This is a genomic window from Corynebacterium sp. ACRQK, from assembly GCF_022345965.1.
GTDB lineage: Bacteria > Actinomycetota > Actinomycetes > Mycobacteriales > Mycobacteriaceae > Corynebacterium.
In genome coordinates this window covers 431,839-457,066 of sequence record NZ_JAKRMU010000001.1, presented here as the reverse complement: position 1 = coordinate 457,066, position 25,228 = coordinate 431,839, and the positions used below count along the sequence as shown (strand labels likewise).

Genomic DNA, 25,228 nt, shown 5'->3' with positions numbered 1-25,228 from the left:
AGGAACACTCATGGCTGAGAACAAGTACATCGTCGGTTCCCGGGACGACTCGGACTTCACCACCTGGACCGCCGCCGAACTGGCGGAGAAGATCCACGCGCGCGAGATCAGCTCCCAGGAAGTTACGCAGGCCCACCTGGACCGCATCGGTGAGCTCGACGGCGATATCCACGCATTCCTCCACGTCGGCGCCGACGAAGCGCTGGCGGCTGCCTCCAACGTTGACGACGCACTGGCCGCCGGCGACCAGCCGACCAGCAAGCTGGCCGGCGTGCCACTGGCCCTGAAGGACGTCTTCACCACCACCGACGCGCCGACCACGTGTGCCTCCAAGATGCTGGAGGGCTACATGAGCCCCTACGACGCAACCGTCACCATGCGTCTGCGCGCCGCCGGCATCCCGGTCTTGGGCAAGACAAACATGGACGAGTTCGCCATGGGGTCCTCCACCGAGAATTCCGCCTACGGTCCGACGAAGAACCCCTACGACCTGGAGCGGACTCCAGGCGGCTCCGGCGGTGGTTCGTCGGCAGCGCTGGCCGCGGGCATGGCTCCGCTGGCCATCGGCACGGACACGGGTGGCTCCATCCGCCAGCCCGCCGCGCTGACCAACACCGTCGGCGTGAAGCCGACCTACGGCACCGTTTCCCGTTACGGCCTGGTGGCCTGCGCCTCCTCGCTGGACCAGGGCGGTCCGACGGCGCGCACAGTCCTAGATACCGCGCTGCTGCACGAGGTTATTGCGGGGCACGACGCCAACGACTCGACGTCCTCCTCCCACGCCGTCGCGCCTGTTGTCGAGGCTGCGAAGCAGGGTGCCTCCGGAGACTTGAGCGGCGTGAAGCTGGGTGTGGTTAAGCAGTTCGAGCGGGCCGAGGCCTTCCAGCCAGGCGTGCTGGAGACCTACCACGCCAACCTGGAGCAGCTGAAGTCCCAGGGAGCTGAGCTGGTGGAGGTCGACTGCCCGAACTTCGACCACGCACTAAACGCCTACTACCTGATCCTGCCCTGTGAGGTCAGTTCCAACCTGGCCCGCTTTGACGGCATGCGCTACGGCCAGCGCCGCGGAGACGACGGCACCCGCTCCGCCGACCAGGTGATGAGCAAGACCCGCGCCGAAGGCTTCGGCCCGGAGGTCAAGCGCCGCATCATGCTGGGCACCTACGCCCTGTCCGTCGGCTACTACGACGCCTACTACCTGCAGGCTCAGCGCGTCCGCAACCTGATTTCCCAGAACTTCGCCAAGGCCTACGAGCAGGTCGACGCGATCGTCGCGCCCGTGACGCCGTCCACTGCCTTCAAGCTCGGCGAGAAGGCCGACGACCCGCTGGCAATGTACATGTTCGACCTGTTCACCCTGCCGCTGAACCTGGCGGGCGTGTGCGGCATGTCCGTGCCCGGTGGCTTCGCCAGCGACTCCGGCCTGCCGACCGGCCTGCAGATCATGGGCCCGGCGCACGGCGACGACCGCCTATACCGCGTCGGCGCGGCATTCGAGGCCGGCCGCGCCTAGCCGGTCGCGCATAGCTGGTTGCCCCAGAGTCGGCGGCCAGGGCGGACGGCCGCAAACCGACCGGGTAAAGCTGCCGGCGACGGAGGCCTCGACGAGCACATCCGTGGCCGGCGTGCGGCAATGGTCAGGCCCGGGCGACCCGCGGCGGAGGCCACGGATCCGCGTATGGTGGGGGACATGGGTAAAATTCCCGAACTTTACACAGGCGACGGCTTCGTCGAAGACCCCTACGGATCCCGACGTTGGGGAGTCCTCGGCGCGGCGGGACTGTTCCTCGTCACCGACGACCGCCACGTCCTGATGCAGCACCGCGCCAAGTGGACCAACCGCGGCGGCACCTGGGCTCTGCCCGGCGGCGCCATCGACGTCGGCGAAACACCCACCGACGGCGCCCTCCGCGAAACGTGGGAAGAGACAGGCGTGGGGGCGTCATCGGTAAAGGTGCACCAAGAAATCGTCACCTCCACCGTGCCCGTAAAGGTTGCGTACTGCCGCCTGCCCGTCCGCGACGACGAGTGGCACCTCTTCGCCGACATCGAAAAAATCATCGAACGGAACGGAGACCCCCGCAAGGCCCTGCAGGACTTTCCAGTCCGACACCCCAGCCTCGACGCATCGCTAAATGCCCACGGAATCTTCGGACTCGGCGGCACATTCTGGTGGCAATACGAAAACCCGGAAATCAACGAGTGGACATACACCACCGTCCTGGCCACCTGCTCCGAACATCTGGAGCTGCACCCGACCGCCGAATCACTGGAGCTACTGTGGCAGCCCATCGATCAGCTGGAAGAACTGCCACTGATGCCGGAGTTCAAGGCCAGTTTGCCCGCCATCCGGGCAGCAGTAGACTCCCTTTAAGTGAAATACCCCGCGCTGCCGCTTCCACTGCCACAAGCATGGCGCGCCCTTGTGGCGCTGTGCATCGGCTTCTTTATGATCCTGCTGGATCAAACGATCGTCGCCGTCGCCACGCCAGCGTTCCAAGCCGACCTGCACGCCGACTACGGCCAGGTGCTCTGGGTCACCAGCGCCTACCTGCTGGCGTTCGCCGTGCCGCTGATGGTCACCGGCCGGCTCGGTGACCGCTTCGGCCCGAAAAACCTCTACATCGCGGGCATGACGATCTTCACGCTCTCCTCACTTGCCTGCGGACTGGCCGGCAGCATCGAAACACTGATTGCCGCCCGCGCCGTGCAAGGTATTGGCGGATCTCTATTGACGCCCCAGACCATGAGCGTGATCAACCGCATCTTCCCGCGCGACAAGCGCGGGGCAGCACTGGGCATCTGGGGCGCCACGGCGGGAATATCCACGCTCGCCGGGCCACTGCTCGGAGGCCTCATTACCCAATACACAACCTGGCAGTGGGTGTTCTTCATCAACGTACCCATCGGCGTGCTGTCCGTGGTGATGGTCGCCCGCTGGGTCCCACGTTTCCAGCCGACCGACGAACGCATCAACGTGCCGTCGATCCTGCTTTCCATGGTGGCGATGACGATGGTGATCTACGGCATCCAAGAAGGCGACCCCGCCGGCTGGGCGCCGTGGATCTGGGCACTGCTACTCGGAGGCGTGGCGCTGCTGGTGGCCTTCGTCTGGCTGCAATCCCGCCTATCCGCCGGCAGCGCGCTGGTTCCGATCTCCCTGTTCACACGCCGCCACTTCGCATTCGGCAACGCATCCATCTTCACCATGGGGTTTACCGTCGCCGGCATGATGGTGCCAGTGATGATGTACCTGCAGGAAGTCCACCTCTTCAGCCCGATGAAGGCGTCCTTTGTTGTGACCCCCATGGCCATCATCGCTGGAATTATGGCGCCGTTCGTCGGCCGGCTGGTCGACCGCCACGAGCCTAGGCGCTTCGCCGTCCTCGGGTTCTGCCTAATGGCCACCGGCGTGGCCACGTTGGTGTTCTCCATGCGCCCCGAACGCCCACTATGGATGATGATCGGAGCGTTCGTGATCCTCGGATTCGGAAACTCCTTCGTCTGGGCCCCGAACTCCACCACCACCCTGCGCGACCTGCCGCCCCAGTTCGCCGGCGCCGGCTCTGGAATGTACAACGCCACCCGCCAACTCGGCGCCGTCACCGGAGCCGCCGTTATCGCCGCCGTCGTCCAAGCACGCGTCAGCGTAGTCGGCCCCCAAGCCTTCGGCGACTCCCTGCTGCCCGCGGTGATCATGCTGATCCTCGGCGCAGTGGCCTCCGGAATGGCTCGGCCAGAGGGCAGTCGCGGAGACGAGTAGGCGTCAATAATAAAGACAATAAAGACCGGAAAAACCAGTAGAGGCCAGCTAAACCCCCGAAACCGTCGCGAAATAATCCCGCCCAGCAGATCCCGCGGGGTATCGCTAAACTTTAAAACATGCGTATTGCGACCTTGACCAGTGGTGGAGACTGCCCAGGATTGAACGCCGTCATCCGAGGCATCGTACGGACAGCGGCCGGGGAAGGCCATACCGTCGTCGGATTCGAAGACGGCTGGCAGGGACTGCTGGAAGACCGTCGCGTGCAACTCTACGACGATGATTTCATCGACCGGATCCTACGCCGCGGAGGCACCATCCTCGGCACCGGACGCCTGCACCCCGACGACTTCATGGCCGGCATCGACCGCGTCAAAGCCAACCTCGCGGACGCAGGCATCGACGCACTGATCCCCATCGGCGGCGAAGGCACCCTGAAAGGCGCGCGCTTCCTGCACGACAACGGCGTGCCAGTGATCGGCGTGCCGAAGACCATCGACAATGACGTCAATGGAACCGACTACACCTTCGGCTTTGATACCGCCGTCGCCGTCGCCACCGACGCCATCGACCGCCTGCACACCACCGCCGAATCACACGACCGCGTGATGATCGTGGAAGTCATGGGCCGCCACGTCGGCTGGATCGCACTGCACGCAGGCATGGCTGGCGGCGCCCACGAAATTCTGATCCCGGAGTTCCCCTTCGACATCGACGACGTCTGCCGCCGCATGGCTCGCCGATTCCAGTTGGGGGAGAAGTACGGCATTATCGTCGTCGCCGAAGGCGCACTGCCGAAGGAAGGCACCCTGGACGTCGCCGAACGCGAAGTGGACCAGTTTGGCCACGAGAAGTTCCAAGACATGTCCGCGCTGATCGCCAAGGAGATCGAAAACCGCTTGGATACCGACGTACGTTCCACCGTGCTGGGGCACATCCAGCGCGGCGGAACTCCTACTGCGTTTGACCGCGTGCTGGCAACGCGTTTCGCAGTGAATGCCACCAAGGCCGCAATCCGAGGAGAATTCGGCAAGGTCGTAGCGCTCAAGGGCGGCAGCATCGAGCTGATCGACTTTGAAGAGGCCGTCGGCACGCTGAAGGAAGTTCCCGAGAAGCGCTACGAAACGGCGCGCTCGCTGTTCGGCTAGCGGACGCCGCGGACATCACAGACGCCGCGGACGCCGAAGGGGTGCAGGGCGGCGGAGGCGCGCGAGCAGCCTGGCGCGGCGCAATGGCGACAGAGCCAGGCGCCACAGGCAGGGCGCGCTGTATGGCCGGCGTTTAGCCAGCGCCGGGCGGTGCTGCAATGCGGTGCAGCACGCCTGGCGGAGAATTGTCAAGGGGGAGTTGAAATGCCTGTGGAAAACGCTGGCAAAGGGGGCGAGTTATCCACAGGAAGTTGCGTAGTGCGGGGCAAAGATGTTGCGCATGGTTTAGCGTTCGGGGCATGGAAAAGTTGCAGCAGCTCGCGGAGCTCAAGCGCCAAGTGGCGGACGCGCAGAGCCACGGCGTGGAGCTGCTGACAGAAGCCATTGGCACGCCCGCCGAGCAGCTGCCGTTGGAACGCGAGTATGCGCGGAGCGTGGCCCGGGCCGCGGAACACTTCTCCGGGGCGGCGTACTCGCGCTATAAAAAGCGGGCACTGGAAGCCGCCCAGCGCAACGGACACGGCCTGGACGTGCTGATACTTATTGCCGAGCGAGCTCGGGCGCTGGGGATCAAGCAGCGTTACGTGTTCACTGAAGCACTGTGCAACACCACTGGAGACTATGCAGCGATTTCGCGCCGGGCGACGCAACTGCGGCGGGAAATGCAGGGGCCGCGGGTGCCCGACGACGGAGGACGCCGTATCATGCACGGCACGAAGACCACTATCCAGTTCACGGGGCCGTCGCACCGCATGTCCGAGGTCTGGGAGTCTGCACGTCTGGACCCACTGGCATGGCTCACGGAGAATCGCACCATTCAACGCAGCACGCTGACCACCAACGTCGTGGTCAGCCTGGATGACTACATGCAGATACTTAGCGGCCGAGGGGATGAGATCGAGTTGTGTGCCACCAACGGGGCCGTCCTCACCGGGGCGGAATACGTCGCCCGTCGTTTAGAAGACGCTGTGTCTTCCCGCCAGCTATCCACGCCAATTGCCGAGGCCTCAATCGCCGACGCTGTCGTGGCAGACAGCACTTCGGCGGGCTCGGCCGGGGTGGCAGGCAGCACTTCGGTGGAGGCGGCCAGAGTGGCGAATATGGCGGGCTCGGCCGGGGCGGCAGGCAGCACCTCGGCGGGCCCGGCGGAGATGACGCTTACGGCGCGTTCAGCGGGTGCGGCAGGTGTTGCGGGCGAGGCGAAGACGGCAGGCGTGATGTTGAAGGATGGGGATTGCATCACCCTGATAGCTCCGGAGCAGGGGCCGGTGAATTTGTACAGGGCGAAGCGGTTGGCGTCATCAAAACAGCGCCGAATGTTGGAAGCCGAAACGTCACGGTGCGCCTGGCCGGGATGTGGGCGTCCGGCGAGTGAATGCCAAGTTCACCACCTGCAGGAATTTGCAAAAGGCGGAGAAACGAATCCTGAAAACATGACACTTCTGTGCCCGTATCACAATGGCGTGAACGGGCAACGCGGACGTGGGCGGATGGCGCGCGAGCACGGGCGCGTCACCTGGCTCCCGCCAGGCTCGCCGGGACGCGGGGAACCGCCGGAACCGCTGGAACCGCCGAGTCCGCCGGGACGCGGGGAACCGCCGGAACCGCCGAGACCGCCGGGACGCGGGGAACCGCCGGGACCGCCGGGGCGCGGGGAACCGCCGAGCCCGCCGGGCTCGCCGGGGCGCGGGGAGCGGGAACCAGGCGGACATCGTGGATGGAAGGACTAGGGACGCTGAAATGCGAGGGAGGTGTGCGGAGGCGCGGCCGCGGGCGCCCAGCGACCCTAACGCCACTCAGTTACGCAGACGTATTAAGATGGCTGGCATGACTGCGCCTGTCTACGATTACTCCGATGATGTGATGGACTTCGACGAAGTGCTGGAGCGCTTCGACCCGGTAATGGGCATGGAAGTTCACGTCGAACTCGCCACGAAGACGAAAATGTTCTCCACGTCCTCCGCGGAATTTGGCGACGCACCAAACAACAACGTCGACCCATGCAGCCTCGGCCTGCCGGGCGCGCTGCCCGTCGTAAACAAGCTAGGCGTGGAGTGGGCCATCAAGATCGGCCTGGCGCTGAACTGCGAGATTGCTCCGAAGTCCCGCTTCGCACGCAAGAACTACTTCTACCCAGACCAGCCGAAGAACTACCAGATCTCCCAGTACGACGAGCCCATCGCCTACGACGGATACCTCGACGTCGTACTGGAAGACGGCACCGAATGGCGCGTGGAGATTGAACGCGCCCACATGGAAGAAGACACCGGCAAGCTGACCCACCTCGGCGGCGCAGACGGCCGCATCCACGGCGCCACCGCCTCCCTGGTGGACTGCAACCGCGCAGGCGTGCCGCTGATTGAAATTGTGACCAAGCCGATCGAAGGCGCCGGCGAACGCGCACCAGAAGTTGCGAAGGCATACGTCTCCGCACTGCGCGACCTCGTCAAGGCACTCGGCGTATCCGACGCACGCATGGACCAAGGCTCCATGCGCGTAGACTCCAACCTGTCCCTGCGCCCCATCGGAACCACCGAATACGGCACGCGCACCGAAACGAAGAACATCAACTCGCTGAAGTCCGTCGAACAGGCCGTACGCTTTGAAATGCAGCGCCAAGCAGCCTGCCTCGTCAACGACGTGGAAATCGTTCAGGAAACCCGCCACTACCAGGAAACTGACGGCACCACCTCCAAGGGACGCCCGAAGGAAACCATGGCGGACTACCGCTACTTCAACGACCCGGACCTGCCGCCCGTACTCGCCCCCGCCGAGTGGGTCGAAGAAATCCGCGCCACCCTGCCGGAAATGCCGTGGATCCGCCGCGCCCGCATCCAGGAGGAGTGGGGCCTGAAGGACGAGGAAATGCGCGACCTGGTCAATGCCGGTGCCCTGGATCTAGTGGTCGACACCGTCGAAGCAGGTGCCAAGCCGGACGAAGCTCGCTCCTGGTGGGTCTCCTACCTCGCGGGTAAGGCAAACGAACAAGGCGTAGAACTTACCAGTCTCGACATCACGCCGGCTCAGGTGGCGCGGGTGGCGTCACTAGTAAACGAAGGCAAGCTCACCACCAAGCTTGCACGTCAAGCAGTTGACGGAGTGCTGGCGGGCGAAGGTGACGTCGACGAGGTCGTCGCAGCCCGCGGCCTGGAAGTCGTGCGCGATGACAGTGCCATTGAAGCAGCCGTCGACGAAGCCCTGGCTGCAAACCCGGACATCGTCGAAAAGTTCCGCGCGGGCAATAAGAAGGTCACCGGCGCGATTGTCGGTGCCGTCATGAAGGCCACCAAGGGCAAGGCAGACCCCGCACAGGTGAACCAGCTGATCGCTAAGAAGCTCAGCTAGCGGCGTCTGAGCCTAATAGGCGGCGGAGACGAAATGTAGCTGCGACTGAAACTGTCGAACCTGCCGGGCTCGCCGGAACTATCGGACCGGCCGGAATCGCCAGAGCAGCAGCTGGTCAGTGCGAACACAGCCGATGGAGAATGCCATCGAAGACATGCCGAGCGACCTCCCGCGGAAATCGCGCTGGTCAGAATAGTCTGGGGTGCGTGAATAACAACGCGAAGCCCAACAGTCCAGACGACGCTTTGTTCGGCAACTCCGCGGATGATCTAACGGATGACCTGAACAACGATATCGACGTGCCCGTCTACCGTCGGGACGCACAGAAGCCCGCTGACTCAACGCCTCCCGCCAAGGCGACCAAAATTGACAAGCCCGGCGGGGAAACTGTCGGCGAGGAAACCGTGGAATCGTCAGCAGCAGAGGATGCCAAGCCTGAACCCCCAGCGCAGCTGACGGCCTCCAAGCCAGGGGCGAAGTCGGCGAAAACGTCAGACCCAGTCGAGTCGGACTCTGCGGCAGCTGTGGCGGCCGAGGACGGTTCGAACAAGGGCACTGGCTCAGACGGTGCTTCGGCGGATCCGTCAGCTGGCGCATCGGCTGAAGCTTCAGGGGCTGAGGCCCCAGAGGCTGAGGCCCCTGTAGAGGAAAAGCCAGCCAAGCGGGACATTTATGCAGTGCTTGGCCGGGCCCGTCCGCAGCGTATTGAGAGCCGCCCGCCGGAGCCGGAAGTGGACCTGTCGAAGCTGGACGCCTCCCAGTCCGCTGCGGGAGCGGGTGTGGCTGGGGCTGACTCAAACGCTGACGCTCGCGCTAATGCCGGAGATACTCACGGTCCGTCCGACCGTTGGGGCAAGGTTGATGACGCCAACCCGGCGGAGCAGGCCACCGCTTCAACAAACGATCAGGCCTTCATCCGACAGGCGAAGATTGGCGCGGACACTGACCGCAGCACGGCGGGTGCGGGTGCTGCCGGCGCGGATGCTGGGGCTGCTGGTGCTGGTGTGACTGGAGCTGGCGCTGCAGCTGACGCTACCGGCGCAGCCGGCGCGGCCGGCGCGGGCACGGTGAGTGCCGCTGATGGTTCTGAGTTTGGCGGCACCGACACGCCGGGATCGGCTACTGGCGCGGTTACCGTCCCTGAAACGGCGGCAGACGCTGACCGGGATCGTGATGCAGCTGCGGCCGCTGGGGCTGGCGCGGCCGGCACGGGCGCAGTGGCAGGTGCCGACCGGGATCGTGATGCAGCTGCGGCCGCCGGTGCTGAAGTTGGCGGCGCTGACGCGACGGCCGGCGCGGCCGGCGCTGGCGCAGAAGTTAAGCGCGGTACCACCAGCTTCGGACTGTTCATTTTGCGCGCGGTGCTGGGCGCGTACCTCTTGGTACGCGGCCTGCAAACGCTGTTCGCCTTCGGCGGAGACCCGGGCGTCGACGTATTCCAGAGCCAGCTGGAGAACTACAACTTCACCGACATCCTCGCCATCGGCATCCCCGTCGCGGAGGTTGTCGCCGGCGGGCTACTGCTCCTCGGCCTCGTCACACCATTCGGTGCGGCACTCGCCACTATCGTCGGCGGATTCATGGCGTTCCACAACCTCGACAGCTTCCAGGGAACCCTATGGCCATACGGCCTGAACCCTCACGTCCAACTGTGGGCGGCGTTGACGGTGGTGTCAATAAGCCTCATCTTCCTCGGCCCCGGCCGAATCAGCCTCGATCGCAGTAGGGGATGGGCAACCCGACCGTTGGCGTCTGCATGGATTTTCTTCGTAGTCGCAGCGGCGACCACCGCCGGGCTGTGGCTCGGCGTCGGCGGAGGCAACCCGTTCAACTAACTAGCTTCTTTCCGCCAATACTCGCCCCGTTGCGGTGTCCGTCTGAGCCACCGCGGCGGGGCTTCCGTCTGTCACAACCTGACCGCCCCGCGCGCCAGCCCCCGGGCCCATTTCGAGCACCCGGTCCGCCTGCGCGGCAACTCGCATATCATGCTCCACAACCACCACGGTGTTCCCGTTGTCGACCAACCGCTGGAGCTCCGTCACAAGCAGATCCACGTCCGCAGGGTGTAGGCCGGTGGTCGGCTCATCCATGAGGTACACAGTGTGTCCCCGCTGAGCCCGCTGCAGTTCCGTGGCCAACTTGATCCGTTGTGCCTCGCCGCCGGACAACTCCGTGGCCGGCTGCCCGAGCCGGAGGTAATCCAACCCGACAGCCGACAGAGCCTGCAGCGCCCGGGCGATTGCCTTTTCATCGGCGAAGGCCTCCCGCGCCTCAGCGACGGTCAATTCCAGCACGTCCGCGATTGTCCGCCCGTTCCAGGTGACTTCCAGCGTTTCAGCGTTGTAGCGCGCGCCGTGACAGTCGGGACAGGGGGTGTAGCTGCCGGGCAGGAACACTAGCTCGACTTCTATTTGCCCTTCTCCACTGCAGGTGGGGCAGCGTCCTTGGGTGACGTTGTACGAGAACCGGGAGACGGTCCAGCCACGCCGTTTCGCTTCGTCGGTCTGCGCGAAGAGTTTCCGTACGCGGTCGAATAGCCCGGTGTAGGTTGCGAGGCAGGATCTGGGTGTCCGGCCGATGGGCTTCTGTGAGATTTGCACCACCCGGTTGATGGCAATGTCTGAGTTGAGGTCAGCGTTGAGTTGGGCCGTTGTTGCTCTTGCGGAGCCTGTTTTCTCTGCGGGGCCCTTACTTTTTGACGCCACGTCTCCGTCGTCGACCGATGTCTTCACCCGTTCGCGCAGTGAGTTGGCCAGCGTGTACAAAAGTGTGGATTTGCCGGAACCCGAGACGCCCGTGATCGCGGTGAATGTGCCGAGGCCGAATTCCACGTCGAGGCTTTTCAGGGTGCGTTCGTTGATGCCCGTGAGGCTGAGTGTGCCGGAGGGGGTGCGCGCGTCGGCGTCGGTGTTCAGTTTCAGTGGCCCGGCGGCGAGGGCCTGCCCCGTGGGGCAGTCCAGGCCCGCCAGGCCGGCGCCGCCGGCGACGTCCGCGCCACCGGCGCTGCCAGTTTCAGAGCAACGGCAGTCTTTAGCACGGCCAGCATCAGCGCGGTCAGCGGTGTCCGTGTCTCCAGTGCCGGCCGAGCTGGAACCCCCGGCTGGGGCTGCGTCCCCTGCCAGGCTGGCGTCTGCTGCCTGGTACCGGGCTGTCACTCGGCTCTGGGGTACAACTGGATGTTGGGTTGCTTTCAGGGCAGCAGTGGTCGCTGAGCCTTGGGATGGGGTCGGGCAGCAACTTTCAGCCTGGGGGGCGTTCGGGTCCCGGAGTTTGGTCGGGTTCTGGGGCTTGACCGGGCCGGAGTAGAGGATCTCCCCGCCGAGCTCGCCTGCGCCGGGGCCGACGTCGACGATCCAGTCGGCCTTCGCAACCAGGTGCATGTCGTGCTCCACCAGAAGGACACTATTGCCCGCGTCCAGGAAACCTCGGATCAGCCGCATCACTGCGCGGCGCTCCTCGGGGTGCAGACCCGCGGACGGCTCGTCCAAAACATATGCGACTCCGAAAAGTCCCGACCGCAGCTGAGACGCCAACCGCAGCCGTTGCAGCTCACCCGCCGACAGGGTGGAAGTGGCACGATCCAGGCTCAGATGTCCCAAGCCGAGATCCACCACAGACTCCAGCGTAGGGATCGCCTGGTCCAGCAGAATCCGCTCCGCCTCCGCGCCGGCGGGATTCGTGCCGTGCACTGAATTCACAGTTGCGGTTCCGGACGGGCTGGAACCTTCGCCGGCGGGTGCGGCCGTGCTGGAACCTCCGCCGGCGGGTGCGGCCGTGCTGGAACCTCCGCCGGCGGGGGATTCCGCAGCATACGTTGTGGCCTCAGTGTCTGAAGTTACTGAAGTTTCAGTTGCCTCTCGCCTCTCGGCCTTTCGCTGCGCTGGCGCGTGCTGCGTTACTTTTCGCCCCGGCGTGGCGCGGATTCCGGCCTGTCCGCGGGCAGTGTCTGCGGGCACAGAGGCACGGCGCTCCGCGAAGCGAGAGAGAACCTCCTCCAAAGGAAGCGCCCCAAGGCTATCGATGGGGAGGCCGAGGTAGTCCACGGAAAGGGCGTCGACAATAAGGCGACGACCATCACACATCCCACAGCGGGAAGACTTCATAAACGACAGGACGCGGCGTCGCGTGGAATCGGAACCCGTCTCCGCCAACGTCTTCCGCAAATAAGAGGCCACCGAACGCCAAGTGCCCTCATACGTCCGCTGAATCTGATCTGCACCCCGGTGAGGGTGAATCGTCACCACCGGCCGCTCGTCCGTGAAGAGAATCCAATCCCGGTCGGCCCGCGGGATATCTCGCCACGGAATGTCCATAGGGAAGCCGAGCTCCGCGACAATATCGTGGAAGTTCTTCCCCAACCACGCGCCAGGCCAAGCGGCAATAGCCCCCTCGTCAATCGAAAGCGACGGATCCGGAACCATGGACTCCTCCGTCGGCTCATGCACCACGCCCGTGCCCTGACACTCCGGGCACATGCCTGCTGTCGTATTAGGGGAGAAGCTATCCGAGTCCAGACGCCCGCCGTGGCGTTCGCGCACTTCCGCCGGGTAATCGCCGCAGCGGGAATACAGCAGGCGGATCGTGTTCGACAGGTTCGATGCGGTACCCACCGTCGAGCGCGCCCCGCCCGCCTGCGCTCCCTGTTGCAGCGCGACAGTCGGCGGTAGCCCCTCCACGGACCCCACCCGCGGGTCGACGGCCCCGCCGATCAGTCGGCGCGCGAACGGTGCGACCGATTCCAGATACCGCCGCTGAGCCTCCCCGTGCAGCGTGCCAAACGCCAGCGAAGATTTCCCCGACCCGGATACGCCCGTCACCGCCACCAGGGCGTTGCGCGGCAGCGAGACGTCTTGGTGTTTGAGGTTGCGCAGGTGGGCGTCGCGGACGCGGATCATTCCATCTTCGCCGGCCCCGCCGATGTGTGCGGTTCTGCTGCTACGTTCGTCGATGCTGGCGCAGTCACAGGCGCCGCTACCGCGAGCGCTACCGACACCGCCGGCGTGGTAGCTGCTGATAGTGGAGCCGCCACTATGGCTCCGGCGAGCGCTGTCCGCCTCTAGTGCGCTGGAGTCTGCGCCCTCTGCATCGGGCTGGAGATGTGAATCATGCATGCCCTCCAGCCTACGGCCGCTCGAGAGGCCGCGACCCCGGAGGATGCTGGCTTTGGCGGGGAGTCAGCGCCCCGGTTGGGCGTCAGCGCCGCCGGCTAAGGCGTGCGCCCGCTGGGACGTGCGACCGCACGCCTACGGCCCCGTGCGCGTCGGCAACCGGGCGGCGCGGTGGCTACTTTACTTCGCGGACAGCTCCACGGTCGGCGGAGGTTGCCATCGCGGCATAAGCGCGCAGCGCCTTGGTGACCTTGCGCTGGCGAGTGGTGGGAGTCCACGGCTTGTCGGAAGCTTCCATCTCGGCGCGGCGGCGCTCGATCTCCTCGTCGGAGACGTTCAGTTGCAGAAGGCGCTCGTGCACGTCGATGGTGATCGGATCCCCGTCGCGGACCAGACCGATCAGGCCGCCGTGCGCAGCCTCAGGGGAGATGTGGCCGACGGACAGTCCGGACGTGCCACCGGAGAAGCGACCGTCGGTGATCAGCGCGCACTCCTTGCCGAGCCCGGCGCCTTTGAGGAAAGCGGTCGGGTGCAGCATTTCCTGCATACCCGGCCCGCCGGCGGGGCCTTCGTAGCGTACGACCACGACGTGGCCCGGCTTGACCTTCTTGTCCAGGATCACGCGCACGGCTTCTTCTTGGGATTCGACGACCAGTGCAGTGCCTTCGAAGTGCCAGATCGATGGATCAACACCCGCGGCCTTGATCACGGCGCCGTCTTCGGCGAGGTTGCCGCGGAGGACAACTAGACCGCCATCGGCGGTGTACGCATGCTCTACATCGCGAATGACGCCACCTTCTGCGTCGGTGTCCAGGCTGGACCAACGGTTTTTAGTGCTGAATGGCTCGGTCGTGCGGACTCCGCCGGGGGCGGCGTGGAACAACTCGATGGCTTCCTCGGTTGCAGCGCCGGAGCGGATGTCCCAGGACAGCAGCCATTCCTTTAGCGTGGCGGAGTGAACGGATTGCACGCCTTCGTTCAGCTGGCCGGCGCGGTAGAGCTCGCCGAGGATGGCGGGGATGCCGCCTCCGCGGTGGACGTCTTCCATGTGGTAGTCGGAGTTCGGGGACACCTTCGACAGGCATGGCACTTCGCGGGACAGTTGGTCGATGGCGTGCAGGTCGAAGTCGACCTCACCCTCCTGGGCGGCTGCGAGGATGTGCAGCACGGTGTTGGAGGATCCGCCCATGGCCATGTCCAGCGCCATGGCGTTTTCGAAGGCCTCGCGGGTGGCGATGTTGCGCGGCAGGACGGAGGCGTCTCCCTCGCCGTAGTAGCGGCGACACAGCTCAACGATGGTGGTGCCGGCCTTGGTGAACAGGTCGCGCCGCTTGGCGTGAGTCGCCAAGGTAGAACCATTGCCCGGCAGAGACAGGCCAAGTGCCTCGGTCAGGCAGTTCATCGAGTTGGCGGTGAACATGCCGGAGCAGGAGCCGCACGTCGGGCAGGCGGCGGACTCAACTTCCAGCAGTGCCTGCGCGTCGACTTTGTCGGACGCGGAGGCGGAGATGGCGGTAATGAGATCCGTGGGAGCCTGTACGACACCATCTACTGCCACGGCCTTGCCAGCCTCCATCGGCCCGCCGGAGACGAACACCACCGGGATGTTCAGACGCATGGCGGCGTTCAGCATGCCGGGCGTGATCTTGTCGCAGTTGGAGATGCACACCAGCGCATCGGCGGCGTGGCCGTTGACCATGTATTCGACGGCGTCAGAAATAACCTCGCGACTGGGCAGCGAGTAGAGCATGCCCGCGTGTCCCATAGCGATGCCGTCGTCGACGGCGATGGTGTTGAACTCGCGGGGAACGCCGCCGGCTTCGCGGATGGCGTCAGCGACGATGTCTCCCACGTCCTTCAGGTGCACGTGGCCCGGTACAAACTGCGTGTATGAGTTCGCGATGGCGATGATGGGCTTCTCAAAGTCCTGGTCCGTCATGCCTGTCGCTCGCCACAGGGCGCGGGCGCCGGCGGCGTTGCGGCCTTGGGTGGTGACGGCGGATCTCAATGGGATGGCGTTCATACTATTCACGGTTCTCTTCTCGTCGTTCTTGCTCTCGAGTTCTTGCTCTGAAGTGCTTATTTCGGAAAGTCTCTTCTTCTGTGATCTCTTTTTGCCGTTTGCTGGTTAGCGCGGCAAAGTTTCAGCACGAGCCAGGCGGTCAGTCGCTGGTGTTGTCCCTTTCTGGGGCGCTTGTGTTTTGCGCGTCGGTTCCGGACGCGCGCTCACCCGGCGTGGTGGATTTGTGTGCGCCTTTGTCCGGCGCATCAGCATCTGGCGCGTCGACTCCCGCTTCGCGGCGGCGCTGCCTTTCGTATTCCTTGTACTCGTCCTTGTCCATGAGTACGGCGTAGCCTTCCTTGTTGACGACCTGCACCTTGTCGTCCGTGGCTGCGCGGGCTGGGCTGACGGGATCGGGGATGCGCCCGCCGCTGACCTTGTGCAGGTCGATCAGGGAGTTGAAGGTCACGCCGGGAAGCCAGATGCTGTTCTCCTGGTTGTCCACAGCGTAGGCGCGTCCGGCTCGGTTGAAGCGGAGCGCGCGGAAGTCTTCCCACTGCATGGTTTTGCCTGCGCGGAAGAGGTAGCGCGTGGTGATGGCTCTGTCAGTGACGGTGGTGCGTACCCACAAAGTCCACAGAATAAACACTAGTGGTATTAGCGGAACCCAGAAAAACCAGGCGACCTTGTAGCCAGTGAAAAGCAGGCAGATCAGGAACATGACGAACCCGCCGAGGATGTGTTCGCGGCTGGGGTGGAAAACCTTCGAGTTCATGGTGTTCATTTAATCAGCCGTGGGTGGTGTCGGTCGCATTGGGCGCACCCATCGCACCCATGGCGCGAGGTGCAGCGCCGTTCACGCTGTTGCCGCCGGTGCCGCTGTTGGAATTGTTGTTGGAGTTTTGGGGGCCGGCTGGTTGCGAGGGTTGACTACTGGAATCTGCGCCGGAGTTCGTTTCGGGGCTGTTGACGTTGGAGTCGCTGGTCGGTTCGTTGGTCTCTTCGCTGGGCGAGCCGTTGTTTGAGCCGCTGTTTTGGCTGTTAGTGGGCTGGCTGTTGGAGTCGGTGTTTGCGTTGGAATTGGGGTCAGAATTTGGGTCGCCGGTGGGGTTGTTCTGATCGGTGGAGCTATCGCCGGATTGGTCGTTTACTTCGGAGTTCTCGGAGTTTTCGGTGGATGCGCTGTTGGAGGGGCGGTCGCGCCAGTGGTCGGGGGAGAGCCAGCCGGCGTCTCCGCCCTCTGGGTTCGAAGAGGCTAGCGCCAGACCGCCGATTAGAAGTAGCGCCAGAATAAGTCCGGTGGTGGAAGGGCGGGTGCGGCCACCGACACTCATGATCCTCTTAAACTTGGAGGAGTATTCCTTGTTGCGCCAGATGCCCTGGATTTTCTCCTTCTTTTCAGTGTCCTTTTCAGTGTCCTTTTCAGTGTCCTTTTCAGTGTCCTTCGCACCAACGGGGATATCCGAACCGTCGCCGTGGGCCTCCGTTAGGCCGGTGTCTTCGTCAGAACCGGAGGCGGAATTGGCATTAGCGCTAATGCGAGCGTTCGCGCCAGCGCGAGTGTTTGCGCCCGAGCGAGTGTGCTGTGAGGGAGCCGCCCGCGTTTGGCCGATGGTTCCATCGCTGTCGAGGGGACGGACTCCAGGGCCGTCAGTCGTAGGAGCCTCCGCGGGCAGATTAGTCTTTTCGCGCTGGCTAGTCTGTTCAGACTTGTCAGTCGGTTCAGCCTGGTCGGGCTGTGCTAGTTGGCCAGCCCGGTCAGCCCCTTCAGCCTGCACGGCATCCATAGCGGCAGTTTCAAACGCCGACGCGGTTCCGTGCGCCGCTAAAGCCTCGCTCCCTGCTGCGGACCCGTGCGCCTTGTCTCCGTTCACTGTATCAGCGATTCCTGCAGTGCCGCTCTGTGAACCATCAGCCACCGAAGCTGACCGGTTGCGCGACGCGTGCTGGGCGGGCAAGACCTCCGTGGGCGCCAGCGCGGATTCCGCAGCCACAGCCTTTCTGGGATCGGCAGCGGGGGAGGAGTGGGCGTCAGAACCATCAAGAAAGACTCGCGGCATGTCATAACGGTCCCAGAAGATATTCACCAAAGCCGAGCGCAGAACACGCTCCACAGCCCACTGACGCGCCGGGTTCACCACGACCATCACTCGGAAGTTCACCTGCCACGACTGACCCGCCGCAGAAGGAGCGACGATATCCGTAGCCGGCAGAACCTCGAGCTCGCCGGTGACGTCCCCGGCGATAGTCGGATCCTGCAAAGCCCTCGCAGCCGTGGCCTCCACGCGATCCGTCAGCTGCGACATGGACTCGCCCGGCTGCAGGGGAACAGCCAAGTTCACCACCGCCCGAGACCAATCCTGTGAATAGTTTGTGATCACACCCGCGGAGCCGTTCGGGATGGTCACCACCTCGCCGGAGGCAGTACGGACCTTCGTCGCGCGCAAGGTCAGCGCCACAACTGTGCCCGAAATATCACTGGACGTGCCGTCAAAGGCAACGAAGTCTCCAACGCCGAACTGACGCTCCGAGATGATGAAAAACCCCGCCAGAAAATCGCCGATCACGTTCTGAGCGCCGAAACCAATAGCAGCCGAAACGACCGTTGCGGGCAGGGCGGCGCCCATGGCGGGTACACCCAGGTTGGTCAGTCCCAGCATGATGATCACGAAGTACGCAATCGCTTGCAGCACGTACACCAGTGCACCGACCAGGGCGAGGCGGGATTTGGTGGCCTCCTCGCCCTCATCGAAACGGTTGCTGACAATGCGAATCGCCAAACGCCCCACGCGGGGGATCAAAATTGCGATAATTACCAGTGCAGCCAAGGGAAGGCCGTGGACGACCAGCCATTCCCAGAGCTGGAAAGCAAAGAACTTCAACATGCTTTCCCACCGTAGTCCCGGAAGGTCGGGGAGTGTGCGCCCGCCAGGATTCTGACGGGATTTTGACCAGATTCTGATTCGATCCCAGTCGGGCTCCCAGTCGGATTCACGGCTTACGTTCAGACGCGCGCCCTGCGGCTTGCGGGCGATCGTGGCTACCGCGCCGCGGGGCGCGGACGGGATGAAGTACAGGTCGGAGCCGTTTTGTGCCGTCCAGTAGATGAGATGGGGGCATCATACTTTGGGAAACAAGTGGTCAACGGCTTGACTACTTTTGGGAAAGTCGCTAAATTTAGAGCCATGGAATTCACGCAACTAGTACGAGTATTCATTATCGAGGGGCGCCACTAGCTACCTCGTCGAGCTCGACACGGCGCCCCCGACAACTGACGCAGCAGCGTCGGCAAGTTGGGGGCTTTTGTTGTGTGGAGGACATGCACCTAACCGAACAAGCGATTCCACACCGAAGATTTTTCGGCCCTATCGCTTCCTGGTGACGCCAGCTCGCCGAAGTGCGATCGCTGCGGCTCGGATCGCGCACTCCAGCGTTGAGATGTGCTGTGGCAGGCGCTGAGGCGTGTGCCGCGTGGCAATGCGCGGCGTTGCGCTAATGCGCAGCGCGTGTTGAGGCGCATTGAGGCGCCCAGCGGCTTGCGTCAGCTCAGCGTGGCGCTGTGTTGATGCGCAGCGCGTGCTGAGGCAGACGTTGATGCGCGTGGCGCACGTCGCGGCGCTGCTGCGGCAGGCAACCGGGAAGCGGAGGGGGCAAAGAATTGAAGGCAGGACGGATTCAAGGACTCAAGGAGCGAAGGAAAACGTGACACACACATCACGCTCGCAACCCAGCCCCGCCACCTTGGCGAACAATCCCCGCGGCAAGCGGCCAGAGCGAATTAACGGCGCACAGGCCGTAGTCCGCTCCCTAGAAGAGCTAGGCACCGATGTCGTATTCGGCCTGCCCGGAGGTGCTGTGCTGCCGCTCTATGAGGCGCTGTACGACTCCGAGAAGCTGAACCACATCCTCGTCCGCCACGAGCAGGGCGCCGGCCACGCCGCCACCGGCTACGCCCAGGTCACCGGCCGCGTGGGCGTGTGCATCGCAACTTCCGGCCCGGGTGCAACGAACCTGGTCACCCCCATCGCTGACGCCAACATGGACTCGGTGCCCCTGGTCGCTATTACGGGCCAGGTTGGTAAGGGTCTTTTGGGTACTGACGCCTTCCAGGAGGCGGACATTCGCGGCGTGACCATGCCGATCACCAAGCACAACTTCATGGTGACCCGCCCCGAGGACATCCCCGGCGCCATCGCCGAGGCTTTCCATGTGGCTTCCACCGGTCGCCCCGGCGCGGTTCTGGTGGATATTCCGAAGGACGTGCAGAACGCAGAGCTGGAATTCAACTGGCCGCCGAAGTACGAGCTGCCCGGCTACCGGCCGGTCACCAGTCCGCACCCGCGCCAGGTAGAGGAAGCCGTGCGCATGATCAGCGCGGCGAAGCGCCCGACGTTGTACGTCGGTGGAGGCGTGATCAAGGCGGAAGCACACGCAGAACTGCTGGAGTTTGCAGAAGCCAACGACATCCCAGTCGTCACCACCCTCATGGCTCTGGGTAGCTTCCCGGCCTCCCACCCGCTGTACATGGGCATGCCCGGTATGCACGGAAGTGTTCCGGCGGTCGCAGCCCTGCAGCGCTCCGACCTGCTGATTACTATCGGCGCCCGCTTCGACGACCGTGTTACCGGCCACGTGGACAGCTTCGCCCCGGATGCGAAGGTCATCCACGCCGACATCGACCCGGCGGAGATCGGCAAGATCCGCGAAGCCAACGTGCCGATCGTCGGCGACGCCCGCGAGGTACTCTCCGCACTCCACCAGGCGATGCGGAACCTGGACCTGAAGAAGCCCGCCACCGCCGGCTGGCTGAATTACCTGGACAAGCTGAAGCAGGACTTCCCCCGCGGCTACGACGAGCAGCCCAACGGCAAGCTCGCCCCGCAGTACGTTATCGAAACTCTGTCCAAGACCGTCGGCCCGGACGCTATCTATGTCGCCGGCGTGGGACAGCACCAGATGTGGGCGGCGCAGTTCGTGGACTACGAAAACCCGCGCACCTGGCTGAACTCTGGCGGCCTCGGCACGATGGGCTACTCCGTGCCCGCTGCCATGGGTGCAAAGGCCGGCAAGCCCGACACTTCCGTCTGGGCCATCGACGGTGATGGCTGCTTCCAGATGACCAACCAGGAGCTCGTCACCTGCGCGGTGGAGAACCTGCCGATCAAGGTCGCCCTCATCAACAACGGAAACCTCGGCATGGTCCGCCAGTGGCAGACGCTGTTCTACGACCAGCGGTACTCGCACACCAACCTGAAGCCGGGGGAAACCTACCTGCCGGACTTCCTGATGCTGGCTGAGTCCATGGGCTGCGCGGCGTTCCGCGTCACAAAGCCAGAGGATGTAGAGCCGACCATCCGCAAGGCCGAAGAGATCAACGACCGCCCCGTCGTCATCGACTTCATCGTCGGCGAGGACGCGCAGGTATGGCCGATGGTCGCCGCCGGCACGTCCAACGAGGAAATCCAGTACGCACGCAACCTGCGGCCGCTGTTCGACGAGGAATCCTCGGCGGCAGAATCGCCCGCGGAGATCCACGAGGTCACCCAGGAAGGTGAAGAAGACTAATGAGCACGAACAAGGTACAGGTCCACACCCTGTCCGTCCTGTGTGAGGACGTCGACGGCATCATCTCGCGTATCTCCGGCATGTTTACCCGCCGCGCGTTTAACATCCTGTCGATCAGCTCTGGTCGCACGGAGGTCGAGGGCATCAACCGCATCACCATCATCGTCGAGGGCGAGGATCACGTGGTGGAGCAGATCACGAAGCAGCTGAATAAGCTGATCCCCGTTATTAAAGTCACGCGCCACGACCCGGAGACCATCGTTTCCCGCGGCCTGATGATGGTGAAGGTTTCCGCTGACAACGCCAACCGCACCCAGGTGGTGGAGTCCGCGAAGCTGTTCCGCGCTCACGTGGTGGATGTCGGACCGGAGTCGGTGATCATTGAGTGCACCGGCACGCCGTCGAAGTTGCAGGCTCTGCTGGACGTTTTGGAGCCGTTCGGTATTCGTGAGCTTGTCGAGGCGTCGCCGACTGCGATCAGTCGCGGTCCTCGCGCCATGTACCCGGCGAATCTCTAGGTTTTTTTGGTGACGCCTTCAGCTTGCAGCCGGGTGGGCGTCACTACCTACGAAAGAGGGCAGCAGCCCCGCCAGAGTTCACTATGTGGACGCGAAAGTCTCACTAAATGAAATAAAGTCTGCTATAAAGGTAGACAGTCAACGAAAGGAAGCTCCCCATGGCAATTGATGTTTTTTACGACGACGACGCTGATCTGTCCATCATTCAGGGTCGCAAGGTAGCCATCATCGGCTACGGCTCCCAGGGTCACGCACACGCCCAGAACCTGCGCGAGTCCGGCGTGGAGGTTGTTATCGGCCTGCGGGAGGGCTCCAAGTCCCGCGCCAAGGCTGAGGAAGCCGGCTTCACCGTGAAGACCAACGCAGAGGCTGCCGAGTGGGCCGACGTGATCATGCTGCTGGCTCCGGATACCTCCCAGGCGAAGATCTTCGCCGAGGACATCGAGCCGAACTTGAACGACGGCGATGCACTGTTCTTCGGCCACGGCCTGAACATCCACTTCAAGCTGATCGAGCCGGCCGGCAACATCATCATCGGCATGGTTGCCCCGAAGGGTCCGGGCCACCTGGTTCGCCGCCAGTTCGTCGACGGCAAGGGCGTTCCGTGCCTGATCGCCGTTGAGCAGGACCCGAAGAACAACGGCCGCGACCTGGCACTGTCCTACGCAGCTGCCATCGGTGGTGCACGCGCTGGCGTGATCCCGACGACCTTCGAGGCGGAGACTGTTACCGACCTGTTCGGCGAGCAGGCCGTTCTGTGCGGCGGCACCGAGGAGCTGATCAAGACAGGCTTCGAGGTTCTGGTGGAGGCTGGCTACGAGCCGGAGATGGCATACTTCGAGTGTCTGCACGAGATGAAGCTGATCGTGGACCTGATGTTCGAGGGTGGCATTGCCAACATGAACTACTCCGTGTCGGACACGGCAGAGTTTGGTGGCTACCTGTCCGGCCCGCGCGTCATCGACGCGGACACCAAGAAGCGCATGAAGGACATTCTGACCGACATTCAGGACGGCACCTTCACCAAGCGCCTGGTTGCCAACGTTGAGGGGGGCAACAAGGAGCTGGAGGAGTTGCGCGCTTCCTACAACGATCACCAGATCGAGAAGACGGGCGCCAAGTTGCGCGACCTGATGAGCTGGGTCAAGGTCGACGCTCGCGCCGAGACAGCTTAAGGCGGCTCGGCCGAAGCGGTCTGGCCGAAACAGCCCGGTCGAAACTGCCCGACCGAAACAGCCTGCTTAAAGCGGTCTGGCTGAATAACTGAATGCTTTAGATCTCCAAGTTTAGGGATTCTGAATTTGGAATCTGTTTAGCGGGGAGCCCATGTGCCGGTCACCAATGGCGAGCCGTTCTGGCTTCCCGTCTTTGTTTTCAGTAAGTTGTCAATAAGGGATGTGGCTGCTAAAGTGAGGTTATGAACGACCCCGCAAGCGCAGCTCAGCAACAACCACAGGACCGTGGTGGTGCCGACGTGCACCGCCACGGTCCTGCGCGTTGCAGCACGCCCGCGTCGACCGCTGGCGGCACGCCCGCGCCTGCTGGCGGCGCGCCCGCGCCCGCCGGCGTATCTGAGGGTGGTCGCGGGCGTTCGCGCAGCCATGCACACTCCCACGATTCCGGCCACGCACATTCGCACGACTCCGGTCACGCACACTCCCACGGGCATTCGCATTCTGCGCCGACGGATGCTCCGCTGCGCGCGCTGCTCATCGTGCTGGGCGTCACTGGCACAGTCTTCTTTGCAGAGCTGATCGGCGGCCTGATCACCGGCTCCGTCGCGCTGCTGGCTGATGCGATGCACATGCTTTCGGACGCCGCCGGCCTAATCATTGCGGTCGTCGCCATTTTCATCGGTCGCAGGGCCGCCACCGCGCAGGCGACTTTCGGTTATCGCCGGGTGGAGGTGCTCGCCGCGCTTGTTAATGCTGTCACTGTGCTGGGAATTTCGGCATGGATCGTGGTCGAGGCGTTCCAGCGGCTCAGCGAGCCGGTGGAGATCATGGCTGGCCCAATGATGATCGTCGCGGTGATCGGGCTGCTGGCCAACATCATTTCCGCGTGGATCTTGAACCACCAGCGGGAGCATTCGGTCAATGTCCAGGGCGCATTTCTGCACGTGCTGGCAGATATGTTGGGTTCGGTTGCAGTACTCGTGGCTGGCGGCGTGATCATTCTGACCGGCTGGCAGTATGCGGATGTTGTCGCCTCGCTGGTGATTGCCGCGCTGGTGCTGCCGCGCGCCTGGCAGCTGATGATGCAGGCGCTGCGGATTCTCCTCGAGCAAGCGCCCCCGGGTTACCAGCCTGCCGAGATCGATGCTCTGCTGCGGCAGGTCGACGGTGTGCTGGACGTGCACGATCTCCACCTGTGGTCGCTGGACGGCACGAGCGCGTTGGCTTCCGTGCACTTGGTGGTTCCGGAAGATCGCGACCCGGCCGCGGTGCTATGCGCGGCACAGGCCGCGCTGCAGGAGCGGGGGATCGCGCACGCCACCATTCAGGTGGAGCGCGTCAGCCACGCCGACCACGAGGGCTCGCAGAACGTTTGTTAGCGGATAGATAGGCAATGGCCGCGGGCGGTTGGGTAAATAACGGCCGCTAACGGTAGGGGTGACAACGGCCGTCAACGGCTGGATAAACAACGGCCGGCGCCGGCTGGGTCGATAACGACCGCTAACGGTTGACGAAACTCTTAGCAACCGGAGCCGACCTGAGAGGGTAGGTTCACCTTGCTTAGGGTAGCCTAAGTCTGGTAGCTTTCGGGGAATGATGAACTCTCGAAACTCTCAGCGCGGCTCTTTACGTCGCGCCCTGGCCCTCCTTGTTGCGACGATTCTCGGCGCCACGGTCCTTGTTGCCTGTGGCGCCGGTGACGGTGACAACGGAGGAGGCGGTAAGGAAGGCGAGCCAAGGGTGATCGCGTTGGACTGGCGATATGAGGAAATCCTCGAGGCGCTGGGCGTAAAGCCTGTCGGCATTGTAGAGATCGGCAAGTCCGCCGGGCCGAAGACTCTGGAGGGCAAGCTCGAGGGCATCGAATCGGTTGGACAGGCAAAGCAGCCGAACCTGGAGGTCATTCAGTCTCTTGAGCCCGACCTGATCCTCGCTAGCCCAACGCGGCAGGAATCGATCATGCCGCAGCTGGAGGAAATTGCAGAGACGAAGTCCTACAGTGACGCCAGCTACACCGACGTCCTCGACTCCATGGATGACATCGCAAAGAAGCTGGGCAAGGAAGATAAAGCTAAGGAAGTGCGTGAGCGTATCGAAGGCAAGGTCGAAGAGGCAAAGAAGCTCGTCAAGCCGAACACTCGTGCAGCGCTGGTCGGATGGTCGAAGGGCACCCTCTACACCTGGATCAAGGATTCCTTTGCGGGCTCTCTTCTTTCTGACGCCGGCTACGTCTATGGCTACGACGGTTCCCGTACCGCTATCGAGTCCAAGACTGACGTTGCCGAAATGACGGGTGATAGGCTCCCCTCAATGAAGCTGGATCGGATGTACTTGTACAACGACATCGAGGGCTTCAAGTCCAGCCCGTACAAGGATGTGGTGAAGGACATCGTGGACGTGGAGCAGGACACCTGGTCTCGTTCTCGTGGTCCGCTGGCCGCAGAGGCAATGCTGGATCAGATCATTGAAACGGAGAACGCTCGTAAGTAGGCGCACCTTCGTGCGTTTACGACCGAAGGAAGTTAAGTGCAACGAGGGCTAAAACCACGCCTTACACAACTAGCGATTCTGCTGGCGCTGGGATTGGCTGTCATTCTTGCAGTA

The 25,228-nt window shown here is 63.6% G+C and carries 16 protein-coding genes; 12 read left to right on the top strand and 4 right to left on the bottom strand.

Annotation, left to right across the window (positions count from 1 at the left end):
* The first annotated feature begins 10 nt into the window (after positions 1-10).
* The 7 genes from gatA (at position 11) to MHX63_RS02035 (ending at position 10,091) form a co-directional block, all read left to right on the top strand.
* A complete protein-coding gene (gene gatA / locus MHX63_RS02065) occupies positions 11-1,513 on the top strand; it encodes an Asp-tRNA(Asn)/Glu-tRNA(Gln) amidotransferase subunit GatA (protein WP_239387024.1) in 1,503 nt (500 codons plus the stop codon).
* A 177-nt stretch (positions 1,514-1,690) separates the two neighbouring features.
* Positions 1,691-2,374, top strand: coding sequence for an NUDIX domain-containing protein (locus MHX63_RS02060; RefSeq protein WP_239387023.1), 684 nt, complete (start codon positions 1,691-1,693; stop codon positions 2,372-2,374).
* A complete protein-coding gene (locus tag MHX63_RS02055; RefSeq protein WP_239387022.1) occupies positions 2,375-3,763 on the top strand; it encodes an MFS transporter in 1,389 nt (462 codons plus the stop codon).
* Positions 3,764-3,882: 119 nt separating this feature from the next.
* The gene (locus tag MHX63_RS02050; RefSeq protein WP_239387021.1) at positions 3,883-4,911 is read left to right on the top strand and encodes an ATP-dependent 6-phosphofructokinase; all 1,029 of its coding nucleotides are present in this window, start codon (positions 3,883-3,885) and stop codon (positions 4,909-4,911) included.
* 299 nt (positions 4,912-5,210) lie between these two features.
* The gene (locus MHX63_RS02045) at positions 5,211-6,641 is read left to right on the top strand and encodes an HNH endonuclease signature motif containing protein (protein ID WP_239387020.1); all 1,431 of its coding nucleotides are present in this window, start codon (positions 5,211-5,213) and stop codon (positions 6,639-6,641) included.
* A 97-nt stretch (positions 6,642-6,738) separates the two neighbouring features.
* The gene (gatB, locus tag MHX63_RS02040) at positions 6,739-8,256 is read left to right on the top strand and encodes an Asp-tRNA(Asn)/Glu-tRNA(Gln) amidotransferase subunit GatB (protein ID WP_239387019.1); all 1,518 of its coding nucleotides are present in this window, start codon (positions 6,739-6,741) and stop codon (positions 8,254-8,256) included.
* 206 nt (positions 8,257-8,462) lie between these two features.
* Positions 8,463-10,091 carry a DoxX family protein gene (locus MHX63_RS02035; RefSeq protein WP_239387018.1) on the top strand — a complete coding sequence of 543 codons (1,629 nt, stop codon included), beginning with the start codon at positions 8,463-8,465 and terminating at the stop codon, positions 10,089-10,091.
* Here MHX63_RS02035 and MHX63_RS02030 read toward each other — a convergent pair whose 3' ends face one another.
* From MHX63_RS02030 to MHX63_RS02015, 4 genes are all read right to left on the bottom strand, one after another.
* Complete coding sequence (locus MHX63_RS02030; RefSeq protein ID WP_239387154.1) at positions 10,092-13,151, bottom strand: excinuclease ABC subunit UvrA; 3,060 nt, start codon at positions 13,149-13,151, stop codon at positions 10,092-10,094.
* A gap of 388 nt (positions 13,152-13,539) precedes the next feature.
* The gene (gene ilvD, locus MHX63_RS02025) at positions 13,540-15,387 is read right to left on the bottom strand and encodes a dihydroxy-acid dehydratase (RefSeq protein WP_239387153.1); all 1,848 of its coding nucleotides are present in this window, start codon (positions 15,385-15,387) and stop codon (positions 13,540-13,542) included.
* Between the two features lie 139 nt (positions 15,388-15,526).
* Positions 15,527-16,141 carry a PH domain-containing protein gene (locus MHX63_RS02020; RefSeq protein WP_239387017.1) on the bottom strand — a complete coding sequence of 205 codons (615 nt, stop codon included), beginning with the start codon at positions 16,139-16,141 and terminating at the stop codon, positions 15,527-15,529.
* Between the two features lie 13 nt (positions 16,142-16,154).
* Positions 16,155-18,251, bottom strand: coding sequence for a mechanosensitive ion channel domain-containing protein (locus tag MHX63_RS02015; protein ID WP_239387016.1), 2,097 nt, complete (start codon positions 18,249-18,251; stop codon positions 16,155-16,157).
* Between the two features lie 817 nt (positions 18,252-19,068).
* Between MHX63_RS02015 and MHX63_RS02010 the strand changes: the two genes are divergently transcribed.
* The 5 genes from MHX63_RS02010 (at position 19,069) to MHX63_RS01990 (ending at position 25,114) form a co-directional block, all read left to right on the top strand.
* Complete coding sequence (locus MHX63_RS02010; protein ID WP_239387015.1) at positions 19,069-20,931, top strand: acetolactate synthase large subunit; 1,863 nt, start codon at positions 19,069-19,071, stop codon at positions 20,929-20,931.
* Positions 20,931-21,449 (top strand): acetolactate synthase small subunit, encoded by a 519-nt coding sequence (gene ilvN / locus MHX63_RS02005; RefSeq protein ID WP_034973946.1) that lies wholly within the window; start codon positions 20,931-20,933, stop codon positions 21,447-21,449. Before MHX63_RS02010 ends, ilvN begins: the two co-directional genes overlap by 1 nt.
* 158 nt (positions 21,450-21,607) lie before the next feature.
* On the top strand, positions 21,608-22,624 hold the full coding sequence (gene ilvC / locus MHX63_RS02000) for a ketol-acid reductoisomerase (RefSeq protein WP_239387014.1): 1,017 nt from the start codon (positions 21,608-21,610) through the stop codon (positions 22,622-22,624).
* 242 nt (positions 22,625-22,866) lie between these two features.
* Positions 22,867-24,003 carry a cation diffusion facilitator family transporter gene (locus MHX63_RS01995; RefSeq protein ID WP_370643959.1) on the top strand — a complete coding sequence of 379 codons (1,137 nt, stop codon included), beginning with the start codon at positions 22,867-22,869 and terminating at the stop codon, positions 24,001-24,003.
* Positions 24,004-24,217: 214 nt separating this feature from the next.
* Positions 24,218-25,114 (top strand): ABC transporter substrate-binding protein, encoded by an 897-nt coding sequence (locus MHX63_RS01990; protein WP_239387013.1) that lies wholly within the window; start codon positions 24,218-24,220, stop codon positions 25,112-25,114.
* The last annotated feature ends 114 nt before the right edge of the window (positions 25,115-25,228 follow it).